Annotated in this window: 12 protein-coding genes; 6 read left to right on the forward strand and 6 right to left on the reverse strand. The window is 66.4% G+C overall.

Features of this window, described 5'->3' with window-relative positions; genetic code table 11:
* Nucleotides 1-122 precede the first annotated feature (122 nt).
* Both LDH66_RS13510 and LDH66_RS13515 read left to right on the forward strand, forming a co-directional pair.
* The gene (locus LDH66_RS13510) at nt 123-1,190 is read left to right on the forward strand and encodes an ABC transporter substrate-binding protein (RefSeq protein ID WP_226481596.1); all 1,068 of its coding nucleotides are present in this window, start codon (nt 123-125) and stop codon (nt 1,188-1,190) included.
* An 84-nt stretch (nt 1,191-1,274) separates the two neighbouring features.
* Nucleotides 1,275-2,105, forward strand: a complete 831-nt coding sequence (locus LDH66_RS13515; RefSeq protein ID WP_226481597.1) for an ABC transporter permease — start codon at nt 1,275-1,277, stop codon at nt 2,103-2,105.
* A gap of 35 nt (nt 2,106-2,140) precedes the next feature.
* Here the strand turns inward: LDH66_RS13515 and LDH66_RS13520 are convergent, their stop codons facing one another.
* Genes LDH66_RS13520 through LDH66_RS13530 form a run of 3 tightly spaced genes read right to left on the reverse strand, consistent with a single transcriptional unit; the run spans nt 2,141 to nt 4,943 of the window.
* Nucleotides 2,141-2,923, reverse strand: coding sequence for an ABC transporter permease (locus LDH66_RS13520; protein WP_226481598.1), 783 nt, complete (start codon nt 2,921-2,923; stop codon nt 2,141-2,143).
* Nucleotides 2,920-3,666, reverse strand: coding sequence for an ABC transporter ATP-binding protein (locus LDH66_RS13525; RefSeq protein ID WP_226481599.1), 747 nt, complete (start codon nt 3,664-3,666; stop codon nt 2,920-2,922). The genes LDH66_RS13520 and LDH66_RS13525 overlap by 4 nt, the downstream gene beginning before the upstream one ends.
* On the reverse strand, nt 3,663-4,943 hold the full coding sequence (locus LDH66_RS13530) for an ABC transporter substrate-binding protein (RefSeq protein ID WP_226481600.1): 1,281 nt from the start codon (nt 4,941-4,943) through the stop codon (nt 3,663-3,665). Before LDH66_RS13530 ends, LDH66_RS13525 begins: the two co-directional genes overlap by 4 nt.
* A gap of 265 nt (nt 4,944-5,208) precedes the next feature.
* Here LDH66_RS13530 and LDH66_RS13535 point away from each other — a divergent pair, with 265 nt between their 5' ends.
* Genes LDH66_RS13535 through LDH66_RS13545 form a run of 3 tightly spaced genes read left to right on the forward strand, consistent with a single transcriptional unit; the run spans nt 5,209 to nt 9,357 of the window.
* Nucleotides 5,209-6,111, forward strand: coding sequence for a hypothetical protein (locus LDH66_RS13535; RefSeq protein ID WP_226481601.1), 903 nt, complete (start codon nt 5,209-5,211; stop codon nt 6,109-6,111).
* A 6-nt stretch (nt 6,112-6,117) separates the two neighbouring features.
* The gene (locus LDH66_RS13540) at nt 6,118-7,827 is read left to right on the forward strand and encodes a pyrroloquinoline quinone-dependent dehydrogenase (RefSeq protein WP_226481602.1); all 1,710 of its coding nucleotides are present in this window, start codon (nt 6,118-6,120) and stop codon (nt 7,825-7,827) included.
* Between the two features lie 24 nt (nt 7,828-7,851).
* Nucleotides 7,852-9,357 carry a cupredoxin domain-containing protein gene (locus LDH66_RS13545; protein WP_226481603.1) on the forward strand — a complete coding sequence of 502 codons (1,506 nt, stop codon included), beginning with the start codon at nt 7,852-7,854 and terminating at the stop codon, nt 9,355-9,357.
* 93 nt (nt 9,358-9,450) lie between these two features.
* Here the strand turns inward: LDH66_RS13545 and LDH66_RS13550 are convergent, their stop codons facing one another.
* The 3 genes from LDH66_RS13550 to LDH66_RS13560 all read right to left on the reverse strand — a co-directional run bounded on the left by LDH66_RS13550 (nt 9,451) and on the right by LDH66_RS13560 (nt 12,401).
* On the reverse strand, nt 9,451-10,581 hold the full coding sequence (locus tag LDH66_RS13550; protein WP_226481604.1) for a sodium:calcium antiporter: 1,131 nt from the start codon (nt 10,579-10,581) through the stop codon (nt 9,451-9,453).
* A gap of 93 nt (nt 10,582-10,674) precedes the next feature.
* Nucleotides 10,675-11,772: a sodium:calcium antiporter gene (locus LDH66_RS13555; RefSeq protein ID WP_226481605.1), complete on the reverse strand. Its 1,098-nt coding sequence runs from the start codon at nt 11,770-11,772 to the stop codon at nt 10,675-10,677.
* 209 nt (nt 11,773-11,981) lie between these two features.
* Nucleotides 11,982-12,401, reverse strand: a complete 420-nt coding sequence (locus tag LDH66_RS13560) for a GlcG/HbpS family heme-binding protein (protein WP_226481606.1) — start codon at nt 12,399-12,401, stop codon at nt 11,982-11,984.
* Nucleotides 12,402-12,749: 348 nt separating this feature from the next.
* On the opposite strand from LDH66_RS13560, the gene LDH66_RS13565 reads away from it, so the two are divergent.
* A complete protein-coding gene (locus LDH66_RS13565) occupies nt 12,750-13,910 on the forward strand; it encodes a glutathione-independent formaldehyde dehydrogenase (protein ID WP_226482015.1) in 1,161 nt (386 codons plus the stop codon).
* Nucleotides 13,911-13,952: the final 42 nt, after the last annotated feature.

The following is a 13,952-nucleotide window of genomic DNA, read 5'->3' on the forward strand; positions in this document are numbered from 1 at the left end:
TTCTCGCCGGCCGGCCGCCCCGATAACGTGTCGTCCGAAGACGGTCGTCCGAGACTGACTACTTAACCGAACGTACAATCCCTTTATTTCGGCGTCGGTGGAAGGCCGGCCCGTGGGATCCAATGGCAAGCGATCACTGCACCCGGCGTCGGTTCCTCGCGCTCGCGGGTACCGGAACCGTCGCGGGTTGCGTCGGCGGCCCCGGTGCGAGCGGGGGAGCCAGCGACGGTGGACCGGCGGTCGACAACGTCACCCTGTTGCTCAACTGGCGAATCAGCGGGCTGCACGCGCCGTACGTCGCGGCTCGAGAGAACGGTTTCTACGAGGAGGAGGGGTTCGACGACGTCACGATCGAGAGCGGCGACGGCGCCGACTTCGCCGCGAATCAGGTCGCCCTCGGTAACGTCGAGTTCGCCGTCTCGAGCGCCGACCAGCTGCTCAACGTCAACAGTCGCGGGCTCTCGCCCCGCTGTGCGGCGGTCGTCATGCAGCGAAACCCGACCGTCGTCTTCGCCGATCGGGACGAGTTCGGCGAACTGACCGACCCCGAACAGCTCGAGGGGGCGACCGTCGGCAGCGGTCCCGGCATGGTCCGCGAGATGACGCGGGCGTATCTCGCCCGTCACGGCGTCCTCGAGAGCGTCGAATACGTCGACGCCGGCTTCGACACCGTCCAGCAGTTGCTCGCGGGCGATCTCGACGCCGCCGGTGGGGTCTTCGGTGACGTCGTCGACGCCGAACAGCAGGGTGCCGAGATCGACGTCCTGTCGATCGACGAGACGATCCGATCGTACGGCCACCTCGTGGCCGTCGACGAGGGGTTCGCCGGGGAGAACGAGACCGCCGTCCGGTCGTTCCTCCGCGCGACGGCCAGGGGTGCGGTCTGGGCGAGCGACAATCCCGCGGACGCGATCGACGCGCTCGTCTCGGTCCAGCCGGAACTCGAGGAGGTCCGGGCGAACCAGCTCGAGAAGTGGGACCGGATGTCCACCGAGTACATGCTCTCGGACGCCGTGCGCGACCGCGGCTGGGGGGCGAGCGAGTCGGAACCGTGGGCGGAGACGTACGAGACGCTCGCGGCGGCCGACGTCTTCGAAAACGACGTCGATCCGGCGTCGGTGTGGACGAACGAGTACCTCGACGATGAGTCCGAGTACATCGCTGACTACGCCGATCTCGTCGGGGCGTAATCGCCCTCGAGCGGCGTGTCGTGACGAGCGCACGCGGGTGAGCCACGGACCCGGTGGGACCGAAACCAGGACGGAGCGCGATCGATGACCGACGGGCAGCGCGATTCACATCGTCGGCTCCGGACGTCCTCGGCCGTGCCCTGGCGGGCGGTTTACGATCGGACCCTCACCGTGGGCAAGCGAGCGGTGCCACCGGCCACCGTCTTCGCAGTCCTGCTTGTCGCGTGGCACGCGACCATCGTCGTCACCGACGTGCCGACGCTGATTCTCCCGTCGCCGATCGACGTCGCGACGGCGCTGGCCGAGACGTACCCGCTGTTGCTCGACGACGCGCTCGTCACCGGGATCACCGCCGCGGCGGGGCTGGTCGCCGGCGGCGGCGTCGGCGTCGCGCTCGCGTTCGCGATGACGTGGTCGCGGACGGCGACGCGGACGCTGCTCCCCTACGTCGTCGCGTTGCGGATCGCCCCGTTGATCGCCGTCGCGCCGCTGTTGTTCCTCTGGCTCGGTCGCGGCGTCCCCGCTCGAGCGACGCTCGTCGCGACGCTGACGGTGTTTCCGATGACGATCGCGACGCTCGACGGGCTCCGGACCACACCGACGGCGTATCTCGACCTCGCTGCGTCAGTCGGGGCGACGCGTGTGGAGACATTTCTCCGGATACGCGTCCCAGCGGCCGCCCCGAGCGTCGTCGCGGGGACCAAGATCGCGGCGACGCTCAGCGTCGTCGGGAGCGTCGTCGCCGAGTTCGTCACGTACGACGCCGGGCTCGGGTACCGCGTGTTCGAGACCGCGACGTACCTGCGAACGGCCGAGCTATACGCCGCCCTCATCGTCCTCTCCGGGCTCGGGATCGGATTCTACCTCGTTCCGGTCGCCGTCGAACGGCTGCTCTGGGCGGCACCGGACCCGTGACCGCCGGCGTCGCCTCGGCGGACTGTCTCGCGCAGTCATCGGCCGGCCGTCGATCCCAGTCCCAGCCACCGGTACGCCCATCGCTGGAGGAGAACGACGACGCCGTAGAGGACCAGTCCCTCGAGCAACAAGACGGCGAGCGCCGCGAGCATCACGTCCGGTCGGACGTTCTCCGACCCCATCAACACCAGAAAGCCCAGTCCGTCGTCGGCGATCACCCACTCCGCGACGACGCTCCCGACGACTGCGAGGGTCACCGATTGCTTGAGCCCCGCGAACACGTCCGGGAGCGCGTACGGGAGATCGACGAAGACGATCCGCTCGAGCGTCCCGGCGTCGACGGAGCGCAGCAGTTCGCGGTGCGCCGTCGGCGCGCGGTCGAGTCCCGCCGCCGTGTTCAGGACCAGCGGGAAGAACGCGATGAGGGCGACGAAGACGACCGCAGTCGCCGTCCCCGTGCCGAGATAGATCAGTAGCAGGGGCGCGACGGCGATCGTCGGCACCACTCTGACGGCGACGAGATACGGGTACACCGCGGTGCGAACCCGCGGCAGGTACGCGACGAGCACCGCCAGGAGGAAGCCGCCGACGATACCGGCGCTTCCGCCGCAGACCACCTTCTCGAGCGTGTACGCGGCGTTCCGAGCGTACAGCGTCGGGTTCCCCAGCAGCCGGGCGGCGACGGCAGTGGGCGGGGGCAACACGAACGAGGGCACGTCGCCGACGGCCGTCACGCCCCACCAGCACAGCGTTCCGACGACGAGGGCCAAGAGGGGATAGAACGCGTCACCCGCGAGGGTCCGAACGCTCGTCGTCATCGGTCGTGCGCCTCGTGGAGGGTCCGCCGGACGGCCGCGACCTGCGTTTGAAACGATTGCGAGCCGAACACGTCCGCGTCGCGCGGGTCGGGTAACTCGACGTCGAAGCGCGCCTCGATCCGGCCCGGCTGGCCGCAGACGACGAGACAGCGGTCGGCGAGGAACACCGCTTCGGGCACGCTGTGGGTGACGAAGACGATCGTCTTCCGCTCGCGACGCCAGAGATCACGGATCTCGACGCCGAGTTCGTCGCGCGTGATTTCGTCGAGTTCCCCGAACGGTTCGTCCATCAGGAGGACGTCCGCACCGAGGTGCAGCGCTCGAGCGATGGCGACCCGCTGTTTCATCCCGCCGGAGAGCGCTTCGGGGCGCGCGTCTTCGAACCCCTCGAGCCCCATCGACCGCAGCAGTTCCCGTGCGTCCGCCTCGTTCGGCGCGTCTCCGGCCAGCTTCCGGAGGAACGTGACGTTCTCGAGCGCGCTCTTCCAGGGGAACAGCGCGTGCTGTTGGAAGACGAAGCCGACGTCGGCGGCCGCTTGCGCGACCGGCGGCGGTCGCCCGTCGATGCGAACGCGGCCGGTCGTCGGTTCCTGCAGTCCGCCGATCGTCCGCAACAGCGTCGTCTTCCCACAGCCCGACGGACCGACGACCGTGACGAACTCGCCGTCCTCGATCCGGAGATCGACGTCCGCGAGCGCGGTGAAATCGTCGAACGCCACCGAGACGTTTTCGAGCTCGATCACGCGGTATCACGGAGCAACGCTCCCTGCTCGAGGGCCGTCCGGAGGCGATCCCACATCTCCGGCCGGTGCCAGCCCCATCCCTGTTCGCGGACGGCGTCGCGCTCACCGAACTCCGCCGCGGCCCGTTCGAAGGTCCGTCGGATCCGATCCGGCGGCTCGTCGCGCTCCGCCGCGATTCGCTCGGCCGCCGGTCCGGGATCGAGACGCGCCTCGGCCCAGCCGCCGGTCGTGCCCGCCAGAACGCCCCTGAGCGCCGACGACTGCGCCTCGAGCGTTCGTTCGTGAACGACGATCGTCGGCCCGTAGATCGGAAAGTGATCGGTGAGCGCCATGACGTCGACGGTCAGCCCCTGGCGTTCCAACTCCAGTGGGTCCGCGAACGATCCGGTTACCACGTCGGCGTCACCCTCTCGGAGTGCGGTTCGCTCTTCGCCGTTCGTGTCGACGATCCGGCTGTCGTCGGCGAACGTCGTCTGAGAGAGGAAGAGCTGCCCGAGCAGCCGCGTCTCGGAGTCGGGCGGCATACCGATCCGGCGGCCCTCGAGCTGCTCGACGCTCCGCAGCGGCTCGCCGAACACCTCGCGGACGGTGTAGAGGACGGTCATCGCCCGCTGGTAGCACACCGCGACCGGGACGACCGGCTCGTCCGCGGCCCGCGCGCGGACGACCGTCGCGGCACCGACGACAGCGAGATCCGCCGACCCCGACGCGACGCGCTCGAGCGCGCGTCGCGACCCGTCACAGTGACTGAGCCGGACGTCTACGTCGAACGCGTCGTACCACGCCGCCGCGATCGCCGCGTGGAACGGCAGGTGAAGGGCGTTCGACCGCCAACTCAGGGCGACCTCGAGCGGCGGGGACGGCGACGAGCCGGTACTTCGCGCTCGTTGCCCCGTCGACTCGGGTTCCCGGAGCGCGTCGGCGAGATCGAGCAACGCCTCGGCGTGTCCGTCGTACGTTTCCTCGAGCGTCCCTCGGATGTCGGCGGTCGGCAGCCACGCCGTTCGCGGCCGCCCGCCGTCGGAACCCGCCGGTCGAACGGTCGTCCGTTCGACCAGATCGCGGTCCTCGAGTCGCGTCACCGCCTCGTTGACCGTCGTTCGATCCACTCCCGTGCCGATCTGGAGATGGACGCTCGTCGTCGGATCGTCCTCGCGATCAGTCCGCAACAGCAGGTACGCGAGGAGTCGTGCCGGCGTCCGGCCGAGTCCGGCCGCGAGCCGACGGACGAGCGGGTCGTCCTCCTCGTCGAGTACCCAGAGGGACCGCGAGCGCATTGTGTGTCGTGTTACCTATCGACGCCATTGGTCATAAGGGTACCACTACGGTCGGGTAGTCGGTTTAAAACGGACGACGGACCTGAGTATCGGGTCCGCGAGACGGACTGCACTATGCGAACGTTACATTCTCCTACTTCTGATCGATAGTGGGTAGACATTCATTTATACTTTACCCAATTACATTTAGATATTACGTATATCCCCGGATATCATTGATAAGCATTATCAAATGCGATAGTGGCGTACTATGCGTGGTGTCAACATGGATCAAACACTCACCATATCGAACACGACGGTCGCGGACCACCGCGATCTGGCGACAACGCTCGGCGTCGATGCGCCGGACGGCGGGGAGGTAACGTGGGAGCTACTCGCAGGCCAGATCGAACCGCGGACCGAATCGAGATTCGCCTCGAGGGGCGAAGCGATTCGGACCGATCTGGCCGGACAGCTCGATCACGACTTGCTCGAGCGGGAACGCGAGAACGTCGCGGCCGAAATCGGTCGCTTGCCGACCGTTCGCGATGCCGGCGTCCCCGACGGGGAAACGGGACCGTATACAGCGGCTGCAGCGCCGGGCTGGCGGCTCTATAACCACTTACTCGAGGTCGGGTTCTTCGAGAGTCTCGACGAGAACCTGCCGCGGTTCACGGCGGACCACATCGAGACGACGACGCGCGAACTGGTTTTGGCGGATCCGCTGTCGTCGGCGCTCGATGACGTCGGTTTCGAGGAATCGGAGAAGACGTCGTTACTGATCGACGTCGCGAACAACGACGAGCGACTCGCTCGATGGGTTCCGTCGAATCAGATCCCCGATGGCGTCGAGTTCGACACGGCGAACGTCCCGCCGCTCCACCAGCGCGCGATGGGCGGGGCACTGCTGTGGATTCAGGGACTCGATAGGCACCTCTGGCAAAACGAAGTGATGATCACCGACGAGATCCTCGACGACGCGGTCAGGTACGTCAAGGCGATGCTGGGCGGTCTCTTCGTCTCGGCGACCGCCGCCTGCGATCTCGCCGGCGACGGACAGCTGACGGACGAACAACTGACAGCGGCGCTCACTGCGGGCTCGGCCGTCCAGATCGTCAGCCAGGAGGAACTGCTCCACTCCGTGTTCTACATTACTGACGAGATGCGCGCGCCGAGCGAACTGAGGTGATCACGCATGGCACTACGCAACGACAAGGCCGTTCAGGCCGCACGAGACATCGAACTCAGAGAGATCGAAGACGGCTATACGCTAGTCGGCGGGCCAGAGGAATCGATCACCGAACAGCACGACACCGACCGGATTCCGGAAGGCGATGTCGACCAGGAGATGCTGAGCAACACTGGGGACGATCCCGAGTCGTGGCTCATGTACGGCGGGAACTACGAACAACACCGGGCCACGACCGCCGACGTCATCACCCCCGAGAACGTCTCCGACCTCGATCTCGAGTACGAGATGTCGGTCGGGACGGGCTCGAGCATGGAGGGGACGCCGATCGTGATTCCGGGCGACCCGCCGGTCATGTACCAGACGAACGGACCGAACCACATGAAGGCGATCGACCCCCGCGAGGGGGAGGTCCTCTGGAGCTACACCTATGCGGTCCCGATGGGGGTCGAACTGTGTTGCGACGACAACAATCGCGGGGCCGCCGTCTACGGTGACAAGGTGTATATGACGACGCTCGACTCGGGCGTCGTCGCGCTGGACCGGTACACCGGCGAGGAGGTCTGGTACACGAGCACGGCCGACCACGAGGTCGGCTACTCGGCGACGTGGGCACCGGTAATCCGGGACGGCACGATATATACGGGCAGCGCCGGCGGCGAGTACGGCGTCCTCGGATTCGTCACCGCGCTCGACGCGGAGAGCGGCGAGATGCAGTGGAAAACTGATACGCTCCCGGAAGACGAGTGGGTCGGTGCGAGTCGCGAGCACGGCTGTGGCACGACCTGGATGACACCCACGATCGACGAGGAGCGGGAAGTCCTCTACACGGCGGTCGCGAACCCCGGACCGGACTTCGACGGGACGGTGCGGCCGGGGCCGAACTTCCCGACCTGCGGTACGATCTCGCTCGACCTCGAGAGCGGCGAGTTCCAGTGGGGCTTCCAGAGCAGTCCCCACGATGTCTGGGACTACGACGCGGTCGCGCCGCGTGTGCTGCTGCGCGACGTAGACGTCGACGACGGGCCGTCGGAGATGGTCGTCGGCTCCGACAAGACCGGCTGGGTCTACATGATGGACGCCGAGTCCGGCCAACTCCACGAGCGCAGCGAGGAAATCTGCCAGCACATCAATATGTGGGAGATGATCCCCCACATCAGCGCCGACGAGCGGATCCCGTTCGTTCCCGGTGCGCCGGGTGGCAACGACTGGCAGCCGCCGTCGTACAATCCCGAGACCGGGTACGTCTACGTCGTCCACCAGAACTTCCCGCAGGACCTCTACTGGCGGTACGAGGAGTACAGCGAGGGCAACCCCTACTGGGGCGGCGGGCTGGACGATCCGGCCTCGGAGATGCCCGACGAGTGGAACGAGAACATCACCGCCTTCGCCGCCGTCGATCCCGCGACGGGCGAGCGCGTCTGGCGCGAGTGGATCGAGAGCGAGGACGAGTTCTACATGTGGGGCGGCTCGATGTCGACGGCGACCGGACTGGTCTTCAACGGGACCCAGAACGGGAACCTCGTCGCGTACGACGGCGAGAGCGGCGAGCGCCTCTGGGAGTACGAGTTCGACGTCCCGATCAGCGCCTCGCCGATGAGCTGGTACGACCCTGGCGAGGAGAAGCAGTACGTCGCCGTGCAGGTCGGCGGCAGCGGCTGGCTCCGACAGGGAACCCGCGGCGACACGCTCGCCGTGTTCTCGATGGAAGCCTGAACCAACCACAGCACCAATCCAACCATGTCCAACGAACACGACTCATCCGACGACGTTTCCCGTCGCGGCGTGCTGAAGGGAACAGCGGCGCTCACGAGCATAGCCGCGATCTCCGGCGAGGCGGGCGCCTATCGCGACGCGTTCGACTTCCCGATGCCCGTCTCCCAGAACGACGAGGCGGCCAGAACGCTCACGCTAACCGGTATCGTCGGCGGCTGGCTCGGTATCGCACCGCACGAAATCGACGGCAAGTCCAACCCGCCGCTGCAGCTGGTCGAAGGCGAAATGCACGAGGTAGTCTGGATCAACGGGGACGGCTCGACCCACAACTTCAACATCACCGCCGGCAACTCCCTCGACGACGACGTCGAGGTGCTCGAGGCCACGGAGACAGTGACCGAACAGGGCGAGTTCACTACCCTCCAGTTTACCGCCACCGAGGAGATGCAGGAGTACTTCTGCATGCCTCACCCGGCCCAGATGCGCGGTCCGATCGAACTGATCGACCCCGGCGACGTCAGGGAACTCGTCGTGCACGTCGAAGACGAGAACGGTGAACCGCTCGGCGCCGAGGTCTACCTCGACGACATGCACTCGTACTCGAATCTCGCCGGCCGGCCGGATCCGTTCGCGGAGGAGGGACAGAGTCAAGAGTCGGAATCGCAGGAACCGGGTAACGCCACCGACGGCAACGCCACCGACGGTAACGCAACTGACGGCAACGCAAGCGACGGCGATGTTGAAGGCCAACAGACGCAGCCGCCCGCGATCGCCCGCTTCGATCTGCTCGAGGACGGCGAGTACGACCTCGAAGTCTGGACGTACGGCTACGAGCGGGTCACCGACACGGTCGAGATCGACGGCGAGGACCGGGAGCTCACTGTCACGCTGTCCCCCGTCGAACCGGGCGACCCGGCCGAGACCTTCTCGATGCGCCTCGAGGATGGCCAGTGGGTCGGACAGGAGCCCGACGCGATCGCCGACGAGACGAATCCGACCCTCGAACTCGAAGCGGACGAATCCTACGCGATCGAGTGGGAGAACGCGATCGGGCGCCTCCAGCCCGAGGGAGAGAACCGAGTCTACGAACCACTGCCCGGTCACAACCTCGCGATCGCCAGTAGCGGCGACACCAACGAGTGGAACACGTACGTCCGCTCGGACTTCCTCAGCGAGGAGGGCGAAACCCAGACCGTCGAGTTCGTCGCGAACGAGCGGATGGGCGTCTACTTGGACCAGTCGCAACTCGATGCAGTCGGGGAGATCGCCATCGGCGGCGCGGCCGACGGCGATGCGGCCCCCGTTGGCGACGAGACGAGCGATATGGGCGGCAACGAGACGGCCGAGATGGACGGCAACGAAACGGCTGACGTGGCGGGGAACGAGACGGCCGAGACGGAGGGCAACGAGACGTTCGAAGCGGCCGGGAACGAGACGGAGGGCAACGAGACGTTCGAGACGACCGACAACGAGACGGACGGCAACGAGACGCTCGAGGCCCCCGGCAACGAGACGGGCGACGACGACTGACGCCGATCCGCCGTCCGACGCCGTTCCGTTTTTTCGGCGTGACTCCGGTGCGCACAGCGCGTCCGCTGATTCGCGAGCGGAAGCCGGACTCCGTTACACGTAATTCGCGATCCAGTACCCGACGTACAGCACGATCAGCGCCGCGCCGCCTGCGCGCGTCACGCGACCGCGAGCGAGCATTCCGGCGACGACGAGCAGGCACGCGGCGAGAAACGGCCAGTGGACCGTCATCACCGCACCCGCGGTATCGACGGGGCGCAGCAGCGCGATGAGGCCGACGTTGGCCGTCACGTAGAACACCGTGCTCCCGACGACGTTCCCCACGGCGAGGTGTGCCCGGCCCCGTCGGACCGGTTCGACGGTGAGCGCCAGTTCCTCGATCGAAGCGATGAACGAGAGCACCGTCGCGCCGAACGCGAGCCCCGAGATGCCCAGCGTCACGAAGATCCCCTCAGCGCTCACCACGGTGAGACCGGAGCCGACCGTCATGCCGACGATCGCGAGGACGGCGACGGCGAGGCTGAACCGGCCGCTCTTCCCCTCGAGATCGGGGACGAACTCGTCGAGGTCCAGATCGAAATCGACGTCGCGGTCGGGATGCGCGCGGCGGTCGGCGGCGCGTTCGGGGCCGGGTGCGGGCGCTCGATCGCCGCCGTTGGGTTCCGCGTCCGCATCCGCGTTTGCCACCGATCTCACCGCTCCGTCCGTCTTCCCATCCGCCTCGAGATCGACGACCTCCTCGACCTCGCCCGAGAGCAGGAACGTCGTCTCCGACCGTCGCTCGTGCCAGAAGATGCCGGCGAGCAGCGGGACGAACAGAACCGTCAGGATCGCGCCGTCCGTCCAGTCGAGCGTTCCGTCGATCGAGAGCGCGAACGCCGGGAGGGGGACGAGGACGAGTAGCAAGAGGTAGATTCGAGGGACGGCCATCCGAAACGGGACGGCCAGTCCCGCGACGCCGACGGCGACCGCGAGGACGAACAGCGACTCGCCGAACACCGTCCCGAGCGCGAGGGTCGGGAGGTCGACGAACGCCGCCGTGACGCCGAGGATCGCGTTCTCGAGGTCGATCCCGGCGAGGACGACTGCGAGGAAAAACCCCGAGATACCGAGCGAGACGGCGCTCCGGGCGACGGCCTCGATGAAGATCTCGACGCACCAAATGACGAGCACGACGCCCGTCAGGAACAGGGCGGCGAGACCGACGAGTTCCACGGCGCTCATACGGTGGCCGAACGGTGCCAGCGAACTTAATCCCCGAAGCCGCGTTCGGCGCTGTGAGACGACCGCCTCGCAACGGTCGTCGGCGACCCGAACTCAGTCCGGAATCGGGACGCCACCGAAGACGAGGAGCGCGATGATCCAGTACGCGACGTACAGTCCGACCAGTAGGTAGCCGTGTCTCCGCCGGAGACGCCCGGTGGAGATGGCGGCGGCGGCGACGGCGGTCAGGAGGATCACCGCGGGAAGGTGGAAGACGAGTACGGACGGCGGAATCACGACGTCCGCGACGAACGCGATCACGCCGACGTTCGCCGTGACGGAGAAGATCACGCTGCCGACGACGTGCCCGATCCCGATCTCGGGGATTCCACGCCGGACCGGTTCGATCGTCAACAGCAGGTTTTCCACCGTCAGGACCAGCGTGAGAACCGTCGCTCCGAAGACCGTCTCCTCGATCCCCCACGAGGCGACGATGGCCTGCGAACTCGCCTCGAGCAGGAGCGCGCCCGCGGCGACTCCGACGAGCGCGAGGAGCGACAGTCCGAGCCAGAAGGCCCCTTCGTGGCGCGACCCGGTGACGAACCGGTCCTCGGGAATCTCCTCGAGCACCGCTCTCCGTTCGATGTCCGCGAGATCGAGTCGGTCGATCGGAACGCCGCCGTCGGCCTCGATGCGGTCCGCGATCTCCGAGTCCCTGAACACGGGCACGTCGCGCTGGTACTCCCGGCCGACGACGTAGCCGAGGAGCACGACGAACACCGCCACGAGGACGAGCCCGTGGACGGTGCCGAGCGTGCCCGCGAGGACGAACGGAACCAGGAGAAACGGCGAGAGGACGAACATCAGCAGGTAATCGCGCGGGACTTCGACGGGAAACGGCCGAACGATCGCCGCTACCGCCAGCGTGATCCCGGTGATCGCGAGCGCGGTACCGAACGCCGTTCCGAGCGCGACTCGCTCGAGATCGCCCGCACCGAACACCAGTGCGACGACGGTGTCGTCGAATTCGAAGCCCGTGAAGATGATCGCGAGCGTGAAGATCGAGACGCCGAGGCCGATCGCGGATCGGGTGAGATAGCTGATGAGTTTCTCGACGCTGTAAGTGAGCACGATCGCGCCGACGACGAGGACGACGTACGCGAACCACGGCCCCTGGCCGTCGATGGCGCTCTCGAGAAGATCTTCCACCATGGCCCACTGCATGTTAGCTGCCAACATATAGCTAACATCCCGGAGAGGGAATTTCAGTGGAAATCTATACACGCTTTACGGACCGAACGGCGAAGCGATCGTCATCGCGCGGACTGTCCCGTCGCGAGGAAGGTGAGCCCTGTCCGTTTTCGAACCGAAAAGCCGCTATTCGAGTCGGAGAGTGACGGACGGCGAACGCCGACGGCTCGTTACGGCGAGTGCGCTTCGAATCTGTCGACTCCCGACTCCGCGACGTCCATGTCCTGCTCGACCGCGCCGCCGCTGACGCCGATCGCTCCGACAATGTCACCGTCTCGCATCAGCGGGTATCCGCCGCCGAAGATGACCATCCGTCCCTGGTTGGTATTCTGCAGACCGTACAGCGACTCGCCCGGCCGGGTCGGATCGGCCAGTTCGTGCGTCGGCATATCCAGTGCGGCCGCCGTGTAGGCCTTGTTCCGCGAGATATCGACCGACGCGAGCCACGCGCCGTCCATCCGGTGTTGGGCGACGAGGTTACCCTCCGAGTTCGCGACCGCGATCACCATCGGATTGTCGATCTCTTCCGCTCGCTGCTCTGCCGCGTCGATGACTTCCTTCGCCGTGTCGAGCTGTACTGAATCGACCATGCGATAGAGTGCCACACCACGGAGAGTGATAAATACCTTCTGCGAAAATACAACCATATACCATCTCTGATAGGTGCGAAATCAATCGGCTGAACTGTCGCTCTCGCCGGCAGTTGTTCGTTTCCCCTCGCGAGATGCGGGACCGTCTCGTGACGGCAGTCGTGCGCCGCCGGCGAACGAGACTGGACGGTCGATCGGACGCTCCAGTCGAATCCAGAATCGTCCGTTCCGGTACGTTTTCCACTCGGAACAAACGGGTGTTAAATGATCGTACTCGAGCGCGCCGACCACGCGAAGGTTTACATCGAAGTTCGTGGTCCGTTCATCGAGGTGTGATACTTAATGTCAATGGACGCCGTCGTCTACCAGGGACCGCACGACGTAGCCGTCGAGGAGGTCGACGAGCCCGAGATCGAACACGAGAACGACATCATCGTCGATATCACGACGACGTGTATCTGTGGATCGGACCTCCACATGTACGAGGGGCGAACCTCGGCCGATCCGGGGATCGTCTTCGGTCACGAGAACATGGGCAACGTGATCGAGACCGGCGACGCCGTCACGTCGCTCGAGGAGGGCGACCGCGTCGTGATGCCGTTCAACGTTGCCTGCGGGTTCTGCCGGAACTGCGAGAACGGCTATACCGGGTTCTGTACCAACGTCAATCCCGGCTTCGCCGGCGGCGCGTACGGATACGTCGCGATGGGGCCGTACAAGGGTGGCCAGGCCGAGAAACTCCGGGTACCCTATGCCGACTTCAACGCGCTGAAGCTGCCGGAGGGTGACGAACACGAGGACGCCTTCGCCCTCCTCGCGGACATCTTCCCGACGGGGTGGCACGGGACCCGACTGGCGAACCTGCAGCCCGGCGAATCGATCGCGATCTTCGGGGCCGGTCCCGTCGGCCTCATGGCCGCCTACAGCGCCAAGATCCAGGGCGCGTCGGAGATCTACATCGTCGACCGGGTGGAGAGCCGTCTCGAGCTGGCCGAGGACCACTGTGACGCGCGTCCGATCAACTTCGAGGAGAGCGATCCCGTCGAACAGATCAAAGACCTGCACGGCGGGGGCGTCGACAACGGCGTCGACGCGGTCGGTTATCAAGCGATCGACCCCGAGACGGATCCGACCGACGACGCCTACGACCCGGCCCGGGAAAACCCGGCAGTCGTGATCAACCAGCTCATCCAAACCGTTCGGCCGACCGGCGAGCTCGGTATCCCGGGACTGTACGTCCCGTCGGACCCCGGCGCGCCCGACGAGATGGCGGCCCAGGGACGACTCGGTATCGACTTCGGCAAGCTCTTCGAGAAGGGACAGAAGCTGGGTACCGGCCAGACGAACGTCAAGGAGTACAATCGACAGCTGCGCGACATGATCATCGAGGGACGCGCCGACCCCAGTTGGGTCGTCTCCCACCGCGTCGACCTCGATCGCGCCCCGGAGATGTACGAGAAGTTCGACGAACGCGAGGAAGGCGTCATCAAGGTTCTGCTCGAGCCGTAGCCCTCGCGCCGTCGGGTTCGGTCGGTCGCCGCGGTCTCGACC

This window comes from Natrinema amylolyticum, from assembly GCF_020515625.1.
GTDB classification, from domain to species: Archaea; Halobacteriota; Halobacteria; order Halobacteriales; family Natrialbaceae; genus Natrinema; species Natrinema amylolyticum.